Raw genomic sequence first — 17,090 nt, forward strand, 5'->3', positions numbered from 1 at the left:
CGCCCGCGCGCCCGCGCCATTGTCGCCCGGACCTGCCGCCGCACGAGGCCCTCGAATGAACCGCTACCCCCGCGACATGCTCGGCCACGGGCCGGTTCCGCCCGACGCGCACTGGCCGGGCGGCGCCCGGCTCGCCCTGTCGATCGTGCTCAACTACGAGGAGGGCGGCGAGAACAACGTCCTTCATGGCGACCCCGCCTCCGAAGCCTTCCTGTCCGAGATCACCGGCGCCCAACCCTGGCCGGGCAAGCGTCACTGGAACATGGAATCGATCTACGAATACGGCGCCCGGGCGGGATTCTGGCGGCTGCACCGGATGCTCCACGAGATGCCGGTGACGGTCTACGGCGTCGCGAGTGCGCTCGCCCGTTCTCCGCTCCAGGTCGAGGCGATGCGCGGCGCCGGGTGGGAGATCGCGTCCCACGGCCTGAAATGGGTCGAGCACAGGGACATGTCCGAGGACGAGGAACGCGCGGCCATTCGCGAGGCCCTGCGGCTCCACGAGGAGGTGACCGGCGCGCCGCCGAAGGGCTGGTACACGGGCCGCTGCTCCATGAACACGGTCCGGCTGGCCGCCGAGGAGGGCGACCTCGCCTACATCTCCGACAGCTATGCCGACGACCTGCCCTACCGCGTGCGCCTTGGGGACCGGCGCCAGCTGATCCTGCCCTACACGCTGGACGCCAACGACATGCGCTTCGCGATCCCCGCGGGTCATGCCGACGGCGCCTCCTGGGAGCAGTATCTGCGCGACAGCTTCGACTGCCTCTATGCCGAGGGAGGGCGGATGATGAGCCTCGGGCTGCATTGCCGCCTCGCCGGGCGGCCAGGCCGCGCGCAGGCGCTGAAGCGCTTCCTCGACCATGTCCGTAACCACGACCATGTCTGGATCGCCACCCGCGCCCAGATCGCCGCGCACTGGAACCGCGTCCATCCCGACAGGGGTGCGCTGCCCGAGGCTTCGGACGTCCCCGTCCCGCAAGGCGACATGGCGCACGAGCTGGACCGGGATAGCTTCGTCGCCCGCTTCGGCGGCATCTACGAACATTCCCCCTGGGTCGCAGACCGTGCCTGGGAGCGGGAGCTGGGGCCCGCCCATCACCACCCCGCCGGCGTCGCGAACGCCCTGGCCCGCGCCTTCCGGTCAGCCACCCGGGAGGAGCGGCTGGGCGTGCTGCGCGCCCATCCCGACCTCGCGGGGAAGCTGGCCGCCGCCGGACGCCTGACCGCCGACAGCACGCGCGAGCAGGCGAGCGCCGGGCTGGACCTGCTCACCGACCGGGAGCGGACGATCTTCCAGAAGCTCAACGCCGACTACGTCGCGCGCCATGACTTCCCCTTCATCATCGCCGTGCGTGACCACGACAAGGAGGGCATCCTCGACGCCTTCCACCGCCGCATCGGCAATTTGGCGGAGGCCGAGTTCGACGAGGCCTGCGCCCAGGTCGAGCGGATCGCGCGGCTGCGGCTGGAAGCGCTGCCATGGTGATCCGCGCGCGGCCGATCACGGCGGAGGGGTTCGCCCCCTACGGCACGCTGATCGCGATGGGGGCGGGCGAGGCGCGCCTCATCAACGAGGGGATGTGCACGCGCTGGCACGATCTCTGCCGCCCGGACGTGGACGGCGACGTGACGATCTCGCTCTTCGACGCCCGGCCTCGCGCGCTGCCCTACGAGTTCGACCTGATCGAGCGGCATCCCAAGGGGTCGCAGGCCTTCCTGCCGATGACCCCGCATCCGTTCCTCGTCATCGTCGCCGACGGGCCCGGGGCCACGCCCCTGGCCTTCGTGACCGAACCGCATCAGGGCGTGCAGTTCGCGCGCGGCGCCTGGCACGGGGTCTGCACGCCGCTGCACGCGCCCGGCCTCTTCGCCGTGATCGACCGGGAGCGGACGGCGGACAACCTGGAGGAGCATCGCTTCGACACGCCCTGGAGAGTGGAGGCCTGACATGCCCAAGACGCAATTCGCCATCGAGATGGGCATGGGCACCGACCTGAGCGGCGAGGACATGACCAAGGCCGCCCGCCGCGCCGTCTTCGATGCGCTGCACCGCAACTCGCTGACCATCGGCCCGGCCTTCGGCTTCGACCGGGACGCGATGCTGGTCGACATCCGCGTGGGCGTGCCTAACCCGGAGGCGGTCGACCGGGACGCGGTCGCGGCCGAGGCGCCCTATGGCACCGTCACCGTCGAGGCGGTGAAGGGCGGCGCGGCCCTGCGGTCGCGGGACAAGACGGTGATCGTGGCGAACGCCATCGTCTCGGTCAGCTTCGAGGTGGAGGTGGCGTGATGGCCGAGGAGCAACTGATCCTCGAGATCGGCATGGGCGCCGACGTTCATGGCGGCGACATGACCAAGGCGGCGCTGCGCGCGGTGTCGGACGGGATCCGCCATTCCTCGCTCTCGGTCTTCGCGGCCTGGAAGGTGCCGAACCGGATGCGGATCGAGGTCACCATCGCCTGTCCCGACCCGGACGCGGTGGACAAGGCAGCGGTCGCGGCCGCGTTGCCCTACGGCACGGTCGAGGTGACCTGTCAGCATGGCGGCCTGACCGACGCGGGAATGGGCGGCAGCGCGGACACGACGCTGGTCATCGCCGGCGTGCGGGCGATGCTGGATACCGACGGCCATCCGTTCCGGCCTGCGGGGTGAGATGGGCTCATCGCCGGCCGACCGGCGATGGATCGCGGGTCGACCCGCGATCCCCTCCGCCTCAGGCGGCGTTCTCCAGCGTGATCTCGCCCGCGCGGTGGCAGGCGACGCGGCCTGCGCCGAAGGGCTCCAGCTTGGGGCGCACGGCGGTGCAGCGGTCGATGGCCAGCGGGCAGCGCGGGTGGAAGGCGCAGCCCTTGGGCGGGTCGATCGGGTCCGGGATCTCGCCCTCGGGCGGGATCACCTCGCGCCCGAAGGCGTCGAGCTTGGGCGCCGCGTCGATCAGCATCGCCGTGTAGGGATGGGCGGGCCGGGTGAAGAGGTCTTCCGGTGCCGCCTCCTCGACCAGGCGGCCGAGGTAGAGCACGCCGATCCGGTCGGCCATGTGCCGCACCACCGTCAGGTCGTGGCTGATGAAGAGATAGGTGAGCCCGTGCTCCTCCTTCAGGTCCGTCATCAGGTTCAGCACCTGCGCCTGCACCGACACGTCCAGCGCCGAGGTCGGCTCGTCGCAGACGATCAGCTTCGGCTCGGAGGCCAGCGCCCGCGCGACGCAGAGCCGCTGGCGCTGCCCGCCGGAGAACTGGTGCGGATACTTGCCCGCATCCTCGGCGGACAGGCCGACCTGCTCCAGCAGGCGCTCGGCCAGACCCCTCGTATCGCCGCCGCGGGCGCCAACCGGCTCGGTAATGATGTCGCGGACCTTCCAGCGCGGGTTGAGCGAGGCGAACGGGTCCTGGAAGATCATCTGGATGTCGGTGCGAATGCGGTCGATGACCGCCGGGTCCTTCTCGGTGGCGAGATCGACGCCCTCGATGGTCACGTGCCCCTCCGAGGGCGGCAGCAGCCCGACGACCATCTTGCCGATGGTCGACTTGCCAGACCCGCTCTCGCCGACGAGGGCATAGGTCGTGCGGGCGGGGATGTCGAAGCTCACGTCCGAGACGGCGGTGAGGAAACGCTTGGGCAGGCGTTCGATCACGCGGTTGAGCCAGGGCTTCGAGACGTCGAAGACGCGGGTGAGGCCCTTGATGCTGACGAGCGGGCGGTCGCTCATGCGGCGTCCTCCTCGGATTCGATGGGGAAGAAGCAGGCCGCCCGCGCATCGGCCACGCCGACCTTCGGGCCGGGATCGTGGCGGCAGACGTCCTGCGCGCGCGGGCAGCGCGGGTGGAAGGCGCAGCCGGCGGGCAGGCGGGTCAGGCGCGGCATGTTGCCGGGGATCTGGCGCAGCCGGGCCTGGCCGGCGCTGGCCGCCGGCGTCGAGGCCATCAGCCCGTCCGTGTAGGGATGCCGCGGGCTGCCGACGATCTGCGCGACCGGCCCGATCTCGGCCAGACGCCCGGCATACATGACGGCGACGCGGTCGGCAGTCTCGGCGATGACGCCCATGTCGTGTGTGACCAGCATCGCGGCCATCCCCCGCTCCCGGCAGAGGCGCTTGAGCAGCGCGATGATCTGGGCCTGCACCGACACGTCCAGCGCCGTCGTCGGCTCGTCGGCGATCAGCAGCGTCGGCTCGGCGCAGAGGGCGAGCGCGATGACGACGCGCTGGCGCATGCCGCCGGAGAATTCGTGCGGATAAGCGCCCATCCGGTCCTTGGCCGCCGGGATGCCGACCTCGTCGAGGCCGCGCACCGCGCGGGCGCGCGCCTCGGACTCGCTGACGGGCAGGTGGCGCAGGATCGTCTCGGCCAATTGGTCGCCTACCGTCAGCAGCGGGTTGAGCGAGGTCAGCGGGTCCTGGAAGACCATCCCGATCCGCTTGCCACGGATGCGGCGCATCTCGCGCAGCGGCAGGTTGTCGATGCGCTGGCCTTCCAGCAGCACCTCGCCGCCCGAGATATGGGCGGGCGGGTCCAGAAGGCCGATCACCGCGTTTCCGGTCATCGACTTGCCCGCGCCGGATTCGCCGACCACGCCCAGGATCTCGCCCTTGGCGATGTCCCAGGACACGTCGTCCACGGGGCGCAGCGTGCCGTGGCGGGTGGGGATGTCGACCGTCAGGCCGCGGAGCGAAAGGACGGGGCTCGAACGGGTCATGGCTGTCTCCGGTTCGGGGCGCGAAATGGCCCGGGCGGGGTCATTGCGGCGCCATCGCGGGGCCGCGGGGCGGGCGCAGCGTCAAGGCCGTGGGGGCGCATTTCGACGAGGTTCGCGCCATGTGCCTTTCGACCGCCGTCTTCGCGATGTTCCTGACCGTGATCGGTCCGGACCGCATCGTCTCCGAACCCGGCCGCTACGTCATCCACGCCGATGCCCGGAGCGCCCACTGGGTCGAGGAGGCTGCCAGGGACCGCTGGTGCACCATCGCGCCGCATGTGGACCGGATGGAGCGCATCGCCGTCCTGCGCAAGGGTTGACGCGAGGGTCATTGGGCCTCGACCTTCCCGATCGCCTCCATCAGCGCCTCGAGCGAGGCGAAGACCTCCGTCTCGGGCAGGAAGGGGGCCATGGGCAGGCGGCCGGTCCAGCTCATGCGGACCAGCGCCGCCGAGGGCTCCCGGCAGGTGACGGCGAGGCGGTCGCCGTTGCGGTCGCGTGCCTCGACGACCAGCGTCTCGCGATAGGTGAAGAGGACGTGGCCCGGCGGCAGCTCGGCCAGCAGGTGGCCGCGCAGGGCCACGCGCTCCGCATCCGAGGGGCGCCAGAGCGGCGTGCCCTTGAACGGGTCCTTGCTCGCCCTCACCGAAGCCTCGGGTTCAGCGCGTCCCTCAGCCAGTCGCCCAGCAGGTTCACGCTGAGTGCCAGCGCCAGCAGCGTGCAGGCCGGGAAGAACAGGATCCACCACTCGCCCGAGAACAGGAAGTCCTGGCCGATGCGGATCAGCGTGCCGAGCGAGGGCTGCGTCGGCGGTGCGCCGACGCCGAGGAAGGACAGCGTCGCCTCGGCGATGATGGCGAGCGCCAGAGAGATCGTCGCGATGACCAGCACCGGCGACAGCACGTTGGGCAGGATGTGGCGCAGCATGATCGCGCCGGGCTTCCGGCCGATCAGGCGGGCGGCCTGCACGTATTCCTTGTTCTTCTCGACCAGGGTCGCGCCGCGCACGACGCGGGCGAACTGCACCCAGTCCGACAGGCCGATGGCGACGATGAGGACCCAGATCGCCATCTGGTCGCGATACTCGATCGGGATGATCCCGCGCGCGACCCCGAAGATCAGCAGCGCGACCAGGATCGACGGGAAGGTCAGCTGCACGTCGGCCACGCGCATGATGATCGTCTCGGTCCAGCCGCCGACATAGCCGGCCAGCAGTCCCAGCGTGACGCCCAGCACCATGGCGAACATTACCGCCATGAACCCCACGAAGAGCGAGATCCTAAGCCCGTAGAGGATCGTCGAATAGACGTCGCGGCCCTGGTCGTCGGTGCCCAGCCAGAAGCTGTCCCCCGTGAACTCGTTCGGGACGCCCGGGCGCGAGAAGCCGTTCATCAGGTTCAGGCTCGACGGGTCGAACGGGTTGGTCGTCGCCACCAGCGGCGCGAAGATCGCCGCCAGCACCAGCAGCAGCGTCACGAAGGCCGCGATCATCGCGACCGGCGAGCGGCGGAAGGAATAGGCGATGTCGCTGTCCCAGGCCGCCTTCCAGCGCGACGGCGGCGGGGCGGGCGTGCTGCCCGGGGCGCGGGAGGTGTCGGTGAGATCGGCCATCAGTGTCTCCCGTCGATGCGAAGCCGGGGATCGACCCAGACATAGAGGATGTCGACTACGAGGTTGATCAGCACGAACATCACCGAGATAAGCATCAGGTAGGCGGCCATCACCGGGATGTCGACGAACTGCACCGCGTTGATGAACAGAAGGCCGACGCCGGGCCACTGGAACACGGTCTCGGTGATGATGGCGAAGGCGATGATCGCGCCGAGTTGCAGGCCGGTCACGGTGATGACCGGCACCATCGTGTTCTTGAGCGCGTGGCGGAAGTTGACCGACTTGGCCGACAGCCCCCGGGCGCGGGCGAAGCGGATGTAGTCCTGCCTCAGCACCTCCAGCATCTCGGACCGCACGAGGCGCATGATCAGCGTCATCTGGAACAGGCCCAGCGTGATCGCGGGCAGGATCAGCGACTTCAGCCCGCTGGTCGTCAGGAAGCCCGTGGTCCACCAGCCGAGGTCAACGACCTCGCCCCGCCCGAAGGTCGGCAGCCATCGAAGCTGCACGCCGAAGACGTAGATCAGCAGAATCCCGATCAGGAAGGTCGGCAGCGAGACCCCGATCAGCGAGGCGGACATGATGAAGTTGGCCGCCCAGCCGTCGCGGCGAATCGCGGTGAAGACCCCCAGTGCGATGCCCACGAACAGCGCCAGAAGCCCCGAGACCAGCGCCAGTTCCAGCGTGGCGGGGGCGCGTTCGACGATGATCTCGGCCACCGGGCGCGACTGGCGGTAGGAAATGCCGAAATCGCCCTGCACCGCGCGCAGGAGGAAGTCGAAATACTGGACGATGAAGGGGTCGTTCAGCCCCAGCGCCTCGCGCAGGCGGTCGACGTCCTGGACCGTCCGCTCCTGCCCGAGAAGCTGCTCGATCGGGTCGCCGACGAAGCGGAACATCGAGAAGGCGACGAGGCCGACGACCAGAAGGACGACGACGGACTGGATCACGCGGCGAATGATGTAGGCGAGCATATGACGGGTTACGCGAGCCGGGCGGATCGGGTCAAGACGCAGGACGCGCCCCGGTACGGTCGCCGGGGCCAACTGCCGCTCCGTCACGCGCCGTTGCTTGCGGTATGCCGGTGCGGTACGATACGGACGCGCATCGAAGGAGGCTGCCCATGCCGACCCGCAAGACCAGCCTGTCACTGGACGCCGACCTGCTCGACGAGGCGAAGAGCTATGGCATCAACGTTTCCGCCGCTGCGAGTTCGGGATTGGAAGCGGCCGTGAAGGCGGAGCGGCAGGAGCGACTGCGGGAGGAACTGCGGCCGGGGATCGAAGCCTATAACAGGTGGATCGCGGAGAACGGCATCCCCCTCGCGAAATATCGGAAGTTCTGAGAGTGGACCCCCGCCAATGGGCCGTGCATCGCCTGGCGGGTGATGACTCGCTGATACTCGTGATCCAAAGCGACCTCCTCGGCGAGACCGGCAGCCGGATCGTCGCACCGCTCGCTCCGGAGGCTGCGGTGCGCGCGCTCGACAAGCGGCTCCGGCCCGTCGTGGTCGTCGGCGACGAACCCTTGGTCGCGGTCCTCCTGAACCTCGCGACCCTCTACCTGCCGGAAATCGGACCTTGGGTCATGGACGTGCCGGACGCGCGCGACGATATCACGCGCGCCCTCGACATGGTGCTGGGCGGGATCTAGCTCGCTTCGATCCAGCGCAGGACCAGGAAGTTGTCGGGCCGCTGCACGACCTCGATCCCCTCCTTCACGCCCCAGATCAGCGGCTGGACGTAGAGCGGCACATAGGCCACGTCGTCGAGCTGGATCTGCGCGATCTCGTCCAGCATCGCCTGCCGCTTCGTGTCGTCGATCTCGGACTGGACCATCGGCAGAAGCTCGTCGATGCGCGCGTTGGAATAGCCTCCGAAGTTCCAGGAGCCCAGCAGCGCCTCCTCGTCCGGGGTGGCGAGCAGGAAGCGGATCGGATGCTCGGCGTCGAAGGTGCCCGGCGACCAGCCCAGCAGGAACATGTCGTGGTCGTTCTCACGCAGGACCGGCCAATAGTTCGCGACAGGCATCGTCTCCAGCAGGGGCTCCAGCCCGACCTGCGCCAGCATCGCGTTGATCGCGGTACAGACCGCCTCGTCGTTGAGGTAGCGGTCGTTGGGGCACTTGAGCGAGAAGCGGAAGCCGTCGGGATAGCCCGCCTCGGCCAGCAGCTCGCGGGCACGCTCGGGGTCGTACTCGGGCCGCTCCAGCCCCTCGGTATAGCCGCGCATCCCCGCGCCCATCAGCTGCGCCACCGGCTCGGCCGAGCCGCGCATGACGGTCTGCAGGATCGCGGGCACGTTGATCGCATGGGCCACGGCCTGGCGGACGCGCACGTCGGCGAAGGGATTGTCCTCGGTCCCGGTGATGAGCGCGTCGGCGTCGTGCGGGAAGCCCAGCATGATGACCCGCGCCTCGATCCCGCGCAGCACGTCGACGCCCTCGGCCTCGTCCACGCGGTTGGCGTCCTGCACCGGAACCGGCTCGATCAGGTCGAGCTCGCCGGACAGCAGCGCCGCGACCGCGGTGGCGGAGTTCTGGACGGGGGTGAAGACCGCGCGGTCGATATTGCCCCGGTCGTCGCCCCACCAGCCTTCATAGGCTTCGAGAACGGTGCGCAGGCCCGGCTGGCGCTCGACGACGGTATAGGGGCCGGTGCCGTTGGTGTTGAGCGTGGCGTAGTTGCCCTGCTCGATATTCGGGCGGGTGGCGTCGTTGGCCTCGGCCCAGCCGGAATCCATCATCATCCAGTTGGCGATGCTGTCGGGGAAGATCGGGTTCGGGGCCGAGGTCATGATGTCGATAGTGTAGTCGTCGACCTTGATCACCTCGGAGACGGGGGCAAACCAGCTCGACGTGTCCGATTCCGGGCTCGACGCGCGTTCGTAGCTGAAGATCACGTCGTCGGCGTCGAAGGTCTCGCCGCCGTGGAAGGTCACGCCTTCGCGCAGGTTGAAGCGCCAGCCCTCGCCCTCGCCGATCGGCTCCCACGAGGTCGCGAGCGCCGGCTCGATGGACATGTCGCGGCCACGCCGGACAAGGCCCTCGTAGACGTTGCCCAGCAGGCTGAACACCGGCGAGGAATTGCCCGCGTTCGGGTCGAGCGTGTTCGGATCGGTCGTCGAGGCGAAGCGCAGCTCGGCCGCGCCGGCCGGCAGGGCCGCTGCGAGCATGGCAGCGGTCAGGATCGGTCTCATGGTGTCCCCCTTGGATGGTTGCGGGGGACAGGATGACGCAGCGGGCGGCCAGGTCAAATCAAGTTCGCCCGGCCGGCCCGGGCGCCGGGGCGACGCCAACGACATCCCGGTGGCTGAAGGGGGCCAGGGCGTCGGGATGAACTGACGACCGCAAGTGTCTGCGCGCGGCTTTCGCCGGATGTCCCGTGTTCCCTGACGGGAGAGGGGCTGTCCCGAGCGCCGGCGCTGGGGTCGAAGGCCCGGATGCCCAGATGCGATGTCGCCCGGAGGGGCGCGCGCAGCGGAGCGCATGAAAAAGGGGCCCCGAAGGGCCCCTTCTCCGATACTGAGGATCGTCTCAGTTCATCTCGACGAACTTGAACTTCGGGTCGTCCTCGGGCGAGACCTCAATGCCGACATCCTCGGTCATGCCCCAGTTCAGCACCTGGTGGTGCAGCGGGATGTAGAGCGTCTCGCCCTGCACGATCGCCCAGATGTCCGCGATGGTCTCATTGCGGGCGTCGAGGTCGGTCTCGGAGGCCAGCGACACGATCATCTCGTCGAGCTCCGGGTTCGAATACCCCGTCGGGTTCCAGGATCCGCGCTCGTCGCCCTTGGTGTGGACGAGGAAGTTGAAGACGTACTCGCTGTCATAGGTCGGCACGCCCCAGCCCAGCATGTAGAAGTCGGTCTGCTCGTTCTGGATCAGCGGGAAGTGCAGCGCCTTCGACTGGGAGTTCAGGTTCACGTTGACCCCGATCTGGCCCAGCATGCCGACGGCGGCCTGGCAGATCGCCTCGTCGTTGACGTAGCGGTCGTTCGGGCAGTCGAGCTGGATCGAGAAGCCGTCGCCGTAGCCCGCCTGCTCCATCAGCGCCTTGGCGGCCTCGATGTCGCCTTCCGGCACGGTGTCGAGCTCTTCGGTCCAGCCGTTGACGAAGGGCGGGATGATGACGCCGGTCGGCGACGACTGCCCGCGCATCACGACGCGCTGGATGGCATCGCGGTTGATTGCCATGTTCATCGCCTGGCGCACGCGCACGTCGGAGAGCGGGTTCTTGCCCTCGACGTTGTCACGCTCGATGTCGTCGGCGCCCACGTTCATGCCGAAGAAGATCGTCCGGTTCTGCGGCGTGGTCTTGACGACCAGGTTGTCGGTCTCGTCGACGCGGCTCAGGTCCTGGACGGGCACGTCCTGGATGAAGTCGACCTCGCCCGACAGCAGAGCGGCGACGCGGGTCGCGGCGTTCTGGATCGGCGTGTACTCGATCCGGGTCACCTCCAGCGGGAACTCGCCCACGCCCCAGTAGCCGGGATTGGCTTCCAGCACGGTGCGCACGTCGGGCTCGCGCGAGACCAGCGTGTAGGGGCCGGTGCCGTTGACATTGCTGGTGGCGAAGGTGGTCTCGCCGGCGGCGACGTCCTGGACGGCGACGGTGTCGTTGGCCTCGGTCCAGCCCTTGTCCATGACGAACAGGTTGGTGAAGTTCGCGGGCAGGATCGGGTTCGGCCCGTCGGTGACGAACTCGACGGTGTAGTCGTCGACGGCGCGAATCTCGGTGATCGAGGTCAGCAGCTCCTTCATCGCCGAAGTCTCGGTCTTCGCACGCTCGAAGCTGAAGACGACGTCCTCGGCGGTGAAGTCGGATCCGTCGTGGAAGGTCACGCCTTTGCGCAGGTTGAAGACCCAGACGTTCGGATCGCCTTCCTTCGGCGCCCAGTCGGTGGCGAGCGCGGGCTGGAAGGCGCCGGCCGAGTCGCGGATGATCAGCGGCTCATAAATCTGGTGGGCCAGCGTGTGGGTCGGCCCCTCGTTCTGGGCATGCGGGTCGAGCGTCAGGCTGTCGCCCGCGCGCGCCCAGCGGAGCGTCTCGGCGTTCGCGGCGCCGGCGGCCAGCGCGGCGATGGTGACAAGGGCTGTGGTGCGTAGCATGGGGATCTCCGTGTCGGGTTGGGCCGGGCGTCGTTCGCCGCGCCCGGCGTCATGGCGCGAAGGGGATCACGGTTGGGCCGCGGGCGCAAGCGCGGGGGCAGCGGTTGACCCTGGGACACCCGGTCGGATCGTCCCGGGCCGGGCGCTTGAACACGGCCCGGACCGCTTTGAAATGGGGCGATCGCCGGGCCTGCGCGCATGGCCCTCTCCTGCGGGAGGCGCTCGAACGGCTCGGCCCGCTTCACCAGTTCCTGCACAACCGACGAGACTGATACGTCAGGCGCGGGCAGCAGACGTCGGAAGGGACCGCATCTTAACCGCCCCCGCCGTGCCGCCCGCATGGGCGACCGCCAGCGCGCCGCAGGCATTGCCCGCGCGCTGGCAGGCCTCCAGCGCCGCGCCCGAAAGCCAGGCATCGACGAAGCCGCCGTTGAACGCGTCGCCCGCCCCCGTCGTGTCGAGGCTCTCGGCCTCCGGCGCGGGGACGGGCGCGGCGCCGGGCAGGGCCGAGCCCTCGGCGCCCATCTTGATCACCGTCGCGACCCTCCCGCGCGGCTGCAGGCCCAGCGCTTCCAGCCGGGCCATTTCCTCGGCGTTGGGCAGGAACAGGTCGGCCCGCGCGATCAGCGGCGCGACCGCGGCGGTCACACCATCGTCCCAGCCGCAGTCGAGCGACACCGTCAGCCCCGCCGCCTCGGCGAGGTCCAGGAGGTCGGGACGCTCGACCAGGGTCTTCAGTTCGCCGACATGAAGATGGCCGATCCCCGCCCCCCGCAGCGCCCCGGCGTCGAGCGGCGGGACCGCGTCGCCCGCGTCGCGGGTCAGGAAGGCGCGCTCGCCCTCCTGCACCATGGCCACCGTCATCTGCGGCTCCGGCGAGGTGGCGGGCGCGCAGAACGACAGGTCAACGCCCAGCGCGGCCAGCCGGTCTGCCACGCCCGTGTCGAAGGGCGCGGCGGGAAGGTGGGCGGCGAGGAAGGCCGGGCGGCCCAGCGCGGCAAGATAGGCGGCCGTGATCGCCGCGCCCCCGCCCGGATGCAGCGTCAGGCCGCCCGCAAAGGTCTCCGTCCCGGGCGTCGGCATCCGGGGCAGGCCGGTGAAGACGAGATCGCAATAGACCCGCCCGACGCAGAGCACGCCGTCCCGGCTCATGCGACGGCCAGCCCGCTCTCGCGGTCGAACAGGTGCACATCCTCCGGGGCGGCGCCCAGCCGCACGGTGCTGCCCACCGCCGGCGGTGTCCGCGCGTCGGCCTTGGCGATGATCTCGCCCGCACGCGTCTCGACATAGATCAGCGTGTCGGGGCCCAGCGGCTCCTGCACCGTCACGCGGCCCTCGATCAGCGCGGGGCCGTCCACGGGATGCAGGTCATCGGGGCGCACGCCCAGCAGGACATCGCCCTTGCCCCGCGCGAGGGGCATCGTTCCGCCGCTCGCCAGCGTGACCGTCCCGGATACGGCATGCCCCTCGATCAGGTTCATCGACGGCGCCCCGATGAAGCGCGCGACGAAGGTGTCGGCCGGGCTGCGATAGACCTCCGATGGCGTGCCGACCTGCCGGATGTGCCCGTCCTTCATGATGACGATGCGGTCGGCCAGCGTCATCGCCTCGACCTGGTCATGGGTGACGAAGACGATGGTGGTGCCGACGCGCTGGTGCAGCTTCTTGATCTCCAGCCGCATCTGGGTGCGCAGCTGCGCGTCGAGGTTCGACAGCGGCTCGTCGAACAGGAAGACCTTCGGATCGCGCACCATGGCCCGCCCGATGGCGACGCGCTGGCGCTGCCCGCCCGACAGCTGGTTCGGCTTGCGGTCAAGAAGCGGCGTCATGCCCAGCAGCTCGGCCACCTCGTCCACCCGGCGCGCCTTGTCCGCCTTTGGCAGGTTCGAGGATCGCAGGCCGAAGGCGATGTTCTTCCTCACCGACATGTGCGGGTAGATCGCGTAGTTCTGGAACACCATGGCGATGTCGCGCTGCTTCGGCTCCAGCCTTGCGACGTCGCGGCCGCCGATCTCGATGGCGCCCGCGGTGACGTCCTCCAGCCCCGCGATCAGGCGCAGGGTCGTGGACTTGCCGCAGCCCGAGGGCCCGACCAGCACGACGAACTCCCCGTCGGCGACGGTCAGGTCGATGCCGTGCAGCACCTCGGTCTGGCCGTAGGCCTTGGTCAGCGAACGCAGGGCGAGGTCGGCCATTCAGGTCTCCTTGAGGGCGGCGAAGGCAGAGGCCCGCATCCGGTCGGCTTCGTCATGCCGGTCGGCGCGGGCGCGGGTCCGGGCGCGCAGGTCGTCGAGCGCCCCCGCATAGGTTTCGAACGCGGCGTCGAGCGCGGCGGGCGCCGGGCCGCCGGGCCGGTCGCGGCGCGCGACGAAGGTTTCGGGCGAGACGGCCTCGGCGAAGGCGGCGGGGTCCAGCGCCGTCTCGCGGCCCGTCTGTGCGGCGAAGGCACGGGCGAAGGCGGCATGGCCCTCGCCCAGCGGCACGCCCGCCTCGATGACCGCGCGCGCCGTCTCGGCGGCGACGTGATGGGCGGCGCGGAAGGTCAGCCCTTCGTCGCGCACCAGCGTGTCGGCCAGCTCGGTGATCGTGACGCAGGCGGCGTCGGCATTGCGCCGCACCTTCGCGGCGTCGATCTTCGCGGCGGCGACCACGGCGGCCAGCAGGTCCAGCATCCGGCCCCCGCTCTCGAAGGCGGCGTAGCCGGCCTGCTGCACCTCGCCCTCGCTGTCGTTCATGTCGGTGAAGGGCGTGTTGCGCATCGTGTCGACCATCGTGTCGCAGCGCCCGGCCGTGACGGCGGCGAGATGGCGCATGTGCTCAATGGGGACGGGATTGCGCTTCTGCGGCATGATCGAGCTGATCTGCACCAGGCTGCGCGGCAGCCGCAGCTGCCCGACCTCGAAGGCTGACCAGAAGGCGAAATCCTGCACGAGGCGGCCCAGATGCACGAAGGGCAGCTTCATCGCGGAATAGAGCCCGGTGACGTAATCGACCGAGGCGATGCAGCCGTAGGAATTGAGCAGCACCCCCTCGAAGCCCAGAAGCTCCGCCACCCGGCCGCGGTCGATGGGGAAGCCCGACGTCGTGATCGCGGCGGCGCCCATCGGCGAATGCTCCAGCCCGTCGGCGGCCTCCGAGAGGCGCGCCGCGTCGCGCAGCAGCACTTCGAGGGCGGCGGCCAGATAGTGCCCGAAGGTAGAGGGCTGCGCCGGCTGGCCGTGGGTATAGGCGACGATCAGCGTGTCCCGCTCGGCCCGCGCCTTGTCGAGCATCGCCTCGGCCAGCGCGTGCAGCCGCTCCTCCAGCCCCGCCACCCGCCCGCGCAGCGCCATCTTGAACAGCGTGTGGTCCATGTCGTTGCGCGACCGCGCGGTGTGCAGCGCCCCGCCGAGGTCGCCCAGCCGTTCCCGCAGCTGCGCCTCGACGAGGAAGAACCAGTCCTCGTGCTCGCCGGTATAGCTCAGCGCCGCCGGATCGACCTCCGCCGAGATCGCGTCGAGCGCGCCCGCCAGAGCGGCGCCATCGGCGCGCGACAGGATGCCGGTCTCGACCAGCATCACCAGATGCGCGCGATTGATGGCGTCCATCCCGCCGGCATAGTTCGCCTTCACCCCCTCGAAGAGAGGCGCCAGCACCGTGTCGCGATAGACGGGGTGGGGGAAGCTCTCGAGGTCCGTCACGGCTCCCCCTTTCGATGCTCCGGAAATATGCCGGGGGTGCGGGGGCAGAGCCCCCGCCCCGGTCGGACGATCTTCGATCGTCCGACCGGTCTGCGGACCGTCGCCCGGGGCTCCGCCCGTTCGCGCCTCGAAAGGTCCACTGGACCTTTCGCCGGTTTCGCCGGACCGGCGCTCACCCCTTCAGCCCCGCCATCACCACGCCGCGGATGATGAAGCGCTGGAAGATCAGGAAGACGATCAGCGTCGGGATGGTGGAGATCGCGGCCCCCGTCATGATCAGCTCCCAGGCGACGTCCGCCTCGTCCCCGAAGCCCGACAGCCCCACCGGCAGCGTGTACATCTCGACCGAGTTGGTGACGATCAGCGGCCAGAGGAAGGCCGTCCAGTTGCCGAGGAAGACGAATATCGCCAGCGCCGCCAGGGCTGGGCGGACCAGGGGCATCGCCACCTCCCACCAGATCTGGAACTCGTTGAGCCCGTCGATCCGCGCCGCCTCGAGGAAGTCGTCGGGCACGCTCTCGAAGAACTGCTTCATCAGGAAGACGCCGAAGGCGGTCATCAGGCCCGGGAACATGATCCCCCAGTAGCTGTCGAGCCAGCCGAACTGCTGGCTCATCAGGTACCATGGGATCACCAGCATCTCGGTCGGGATCATCAGCGTCGACAGGATCGCGATGAAGACCAGCGTGCGGCCCGGGAAGCGGAACTTGCAGAGCGTGTAGCCGACCAGCGAGTCGAAGAAGAGGTTCGAGATCGTCGTCAGCGTCGCGATGATGATCGAGTTCACGAACCAGCCGTAGAAGCGCCCGTCCTCCAGCACGTAGACATAGTTGTCGAGCGTCGGCTCCTCGGGGATGAGGTTGACGTTGTAGACCTCGTGCGGCCACTTGAGCGAGGTCGAGATCATGTAGGCGATCGGCATCACCATCAGCACGCCGCCGAGGAACAGCAGGATCCAGCGGATCACCTGCGCGTTGTCGCGCGGGCCCCGGCCGGTCGGCTTCGACAGCAGCGCCTCGGACGAAGGCTTCACCCGGTCGGGGACGTTCGAGAGGGTCGCGTCGGTCATCTGTCGGCCCTCAGGATCCAGAGTTGCAGCAGCGAGACCATCAGCAGGATCGTGAACAGCACCACCGTCTGCGCCGCCGCATAGCCGATGTCGAACGACGTGAAAGCCGTCTGGTAGATCATCAGCACCAGCGGCTCGGTCGAGTTCAGCGGCCCGCCGGGGTTGTTCGTCGTCATGTTGTAGACGTGGTCGAAGATCCGCAGGAAGCCGATGGACGAGAAGACGACGATGAAGACGATGGTGGGGCGCAGGAGCGGGATCGTGATCTCGGTCAGCACCGTCCACCAGCCGACGCCGTCGATCCGCGCGGCCTCGTAGTAGGTCTGCGGGATCGCGCGCAGCCCCGCCATGAAGATGATGACCTGAAAGCCCAGGCCCGCCCAGATCGCGGGGGCCAGCACCGAGGGCAGCGCGTTCTCGACCGAGTTCAGGAATTCGACCTGCGGGATGCCCACGCTTGCCAGCAGGTTGTTGAACAGCCCGATGGGCACCGGCTGGTAGAACCAGCGCCAGACCCAGGCCATCGCCACGGCCGAGGTCATGAAGGGCAGGAAGTACAGCATCCGCAGGAAGGAATGGGCGAAGCGCAGCTTGTCGAGGTGGTAGGCGATGACGAAGGCCAGCACCAGCGACACGGGCGTCCCGATCAGCAGGTACTGGAAGGTGTTGACGAAGACCGTCCAGAACTCCGGGTCGTTCCAGAGCCGCACATAGTTGTCGAGGCCCGTCCATGTCCGCGCGCCCAGAAGGTTCCAGTCCTGGAACGAGATGAGCACGGCGTTGCCGGTCGGATAGAAGCGGATCACCGTGTAGAACAGCACCGGCACGGCCAGGAAGGCCCAGGCCCAGGCGATCTGCTTCCGGCGAAGCGTCAGGTTGCGGTAGAATTGCATGGTCTGCGCCTCGCGTCAGGGGCGTCCTGC

19 protein-coding genes are annotated in these 17,090 nt (G+C 69.2%); 7 read left to right on the forward strand and 12 right to left on the reverse strand.

The window, feature by feature from the left end; genetic code table 11:
* Positions 1 to 55: 55 nt before the first annotated feature.
* Genes puuE through DR046_RS09465 form a run of 4 tightly spaced genes read left to right on the forward strand, consistent with a single transcriptional unit; the run spans position 56 to position 2,655 of the window.
* Positions 56 to 1,489 (forward strand): allantoinase PuuE, encoded by a 1,434-nt coding sequence (gene puuE, locus DR046_RS09450; protein ID WP_115382137.1) that lies wholly within the window; start codon positions 56 to 58, stop codon positions 1,487 to 1,489.
* Positions 1,483 to 1,950 (forward strand): ureidoglycolate lyase, encoded by a 468-nt coding sequence (locus tag DR046_RS09455; RefSeq protein ID WP_115382138.1) that lies wholly within the window; start codon positions 1,483 to 1,485, stop codon positions 1,948 to 1,950. The genes puuE and DR046_RS09455 overlap by 7 nt, the downstream gene beginning before the upstream one ends.
* 1 nt (position 1,951) lies before the next feature.
* The gene (locus tag DR046_RS09460; protein WP_115382139.1) at positions 1,952 to 2,293 is read left to right on the forward strand and encodes a Lin0512 family protein; all 342 of its coding nucleotides are present in this window, start codon (positions 1,952 to 1,954) and stop codon (positions 2,291 to 2,293) included.
* A complete protein-coding gene (locus tag DR046_RS09465) occupies positions 2,293 to 2,655 on the forward strand; it encodes a Lin0512 family protein (RefSeq protein WP_115382140.1) in 363 nt (120 codons plus the stop codon). The genes DR046_RS09460 and DR046_RS09465 overlap by 1 nt, the downstream gene beginning before the upstream one ends.
* 61 nt (positions 2,656 to 2,716) lie before the next feature.
* Here the strand turns inward: DR046_RS09465 and DR046_RS09470 are convergent, their stop codons facing one another.
* Together DR046_RS09470 and DR046_RS09475 are read right to left on the reverse strand one after the other, a co-directional pair.
* Positions 2,717 to 3,712 (reverse strand): ABC transporter ATP-binding protein, encoded by a 996-nt coding sequence (locus DR046_RS09470; protein ID WP_115382141.1) that lies wholly within the window; start codon positions 3,710 to 3,712, stop codon positions 2,717 to 2,719.
* On the reverse strand, positions 3,709 to 4,698 hold the full coding sequence (locus DR046_RS09475; protein WP_115382142.1) for an ABC transporter ATP-binding protein: 990 nt from the start codon (positions 4,696 to 4,698) through the stop codon (positions 3,709 to 3,711). The genes DR046_RS09470 and DR046_RS09475 overlap by 4 nt, the downstream gene beginning before the upstream one ends.
* 119 nt (positions 4,699 to 4,817) lie before the next feature.
* Between DR046_RS09475 and DR046_RS09480 the strand changes: the two genes are divergently transcribed.
* Positions 4,818 to 5,018: a hypothetical protein gene (locus tag DR046_RS09480; RefSeq protein WP_115382143.1), complete on the forward strand. Its 201-nt coding sequence runs from the start codon at positions 4,818 to 4,820 to the stop codon at positions 5,016 to 5,018.
* An 8-nt stretch (positions 5,019 to 5,026) separates the two neighbouring features.
* On the opposite strand, the gene DR046_RS09485 is transcribed toward DR046_RS09480, so the two are convergent.
* Genes DR046_RS09485 through DR046_RS09495 form a run of 3 tightly spaced genes read right to left on the reverse strand, consistent with a single transcriptional unit; the run spans position 5,027 to position 7,283 of the window.
* Positions 5,027 to 5,344 carry a hypothetical protein gene (locus DR046_RS09485; protein WP_115382144.1) on the reverse strand — a complete coding sequence of 106 codons (318 nt, stop codon included), beginning with the start codon at positions 5,342 to 5,344 and terminating at the stop codon, positions 5,027 to 5,029.
* Entirely contained in the window at positions 5,341 to 6,309 is a 969-nt protein-coding gene (locus DR046_RS09490) for an ABC transporter permease (RefSeq protein ID WP_115382145.1), read from the reverse strand. The genes DR046_RS09485 and DR046_RS09490 overlap by 4 nt, the downstream gene beginning before the upstream one ends.
* Positions 6,309 to 7,283 (reverse strand): ABC transporter permease, encoded by a 975-nt coding sequence (locus DR046_RS09495; RefSeq protein ID WP_115382146.1) that lies wholly within the window; start codon positions 7,281 to 7,283, stop codon positions 6,309 to 6,311. The genes DR046_RS09490 and DR046_RS09495 overlap by 1 nt, the downstream gene beginning before the upstream one ends.
* A 149-nt stretch (positions 7,284 to 7,432) precedes the next feature.
* Between DR046_RS09495 and DR046_RS09500 the strand changes: the two genes are divergently transcribed.
* Both DR046_RS09500 and DR046_RS09505 read left to right on the forward strand, forming a co-directional pair.
* Positions 7,433 to 7,654, forward strand: coding sequence for a type II toxin-antitoxin system CcdA family antitoxin (locus tag DR046_RS09500; protein ID WP_115382147.1), 222 nt, complete (start codon positions 7,433 to 7,435; stop codon positions 7,652 to 7,654).
* A gap of 2 nt (positions 7,655 to 7,656) precedes the next feature.
* A complete protein-coding gene (locus DR046_RS09505; RefSeq protein ID WP_167767037.1) occupies positions 7,657 to 7,962 on the forward strand; it encodes a CcdB family protein in 306 nt (101 codons plus the stop codon).
* Here the strand turns inward: DR046_RS09505 and DR046_RS09510 are convergent.
* From DR046_RS09510 to DR046_RS09540, 7 genes are all read right to left on the reverse strand, one after another.
* Positions 7,959 to 9,506 (reverse strand): ABC transporter substrate-binding protein, encoded by a 1,548-nt coding sequence (locus DR046_RS09510; RefSeq protein WP_115382149.1) that lies wholly within the window; start codon positions 9,504 to 9,506, stop codon positions 7,959 to 7,961. The two genes, DR046_RS09505 and DR046_RS09510, sit on opposite strands and share 4 nt — an antisense overlap.
* A gap of 337 nt (positions 9,507 to 9,843) precedes the next feature.
* A complete protein-coding gene (locus DR046_RS09515) occupies positions 9,844 to 11,418 on the reverse strand; it encodes an ABC transporter substrate-binding protein (protein WP_115382150.1) in 1,575 nt (524 codons plus the stop codon).
* Between the two features lie 276 nt (positions 11,419 to 11,694).
* Entirely contained in the window at positions 11,695 to 12,570 is an 876-nt protein-coding gene (locus DR046_RS09520; protein WP_115382151.1) for a carbohydrate kinase family protein, read from the reverse strand.
* Positions 12,567 to 13,613 carry an ABC transporter ATP-binding protein gene (locus tag DR046_RS09525; protein ID WP_115382152.1) on the reverse strand — a complete coding sequence of 349 codons (1,047 nt, stop codon included), beginning with the start codon at positions 13,611 to 13,613 and terminating at the stop codon, positions 12,567 to 12,569. The genes DR046_RS09520 and DR046_RS09525 overlap by 4 nt, the downstream gene beginning before the upstream one ends.
* The gene (argH, locus tag DR046_RS09530) at positions 13,614 to 15,098 is read right to left on the reverse strand and encodes an argininosuccinate lyase (protein WP_209313567.1); all 1,485 of its coding nucleotides are present in this window, start codon (positions 15,096 to 15,098) and stop codon (positions 13,614 to 13,616) included.
* Positions 15,099 to 15,270: 172 nt separating this feature from the next.
* The gene (locus DR046_RS09535; protein WP_115382153.1) at positions 15,271 to 16,167 is read right to left on the reverse strand and encodes a carbohydrate ABC transporter permease; all 897 of its coding nucleotides are present in this window, start codon (positions 16,165 to 16,167) and stop codon (positions 15,271 to 15,273) included.
* Positions 16,164 to 17,060 (reverse strand): carbohydrate ABC transporter permease, encoded by an 897-nt coding sequence (locus tag DR046_RS09540; protein WP_115382154.1) that lies wholly within the window; start codon positions 17,058 to 17,060, stop codon positions 16,164 to 16,166. The genes DR046_RS09535 and DR046_RS09540 overlap by 4 nt, the downstream gene beginning before the upstream one ends.
* Between the last annotated feature and the right edge of the window lie 30 nt (positions 17,061 to 17,090).

It is taken from the genome of Jannaschia formosa, assembly GCF_003340555.1.
GTDB lineage: Bacteria > Pseudomonadota > Alphaproteobacteria > Rhodobacterales > Rhodobacteraceae > Jannaschia > Jannaschia formosa.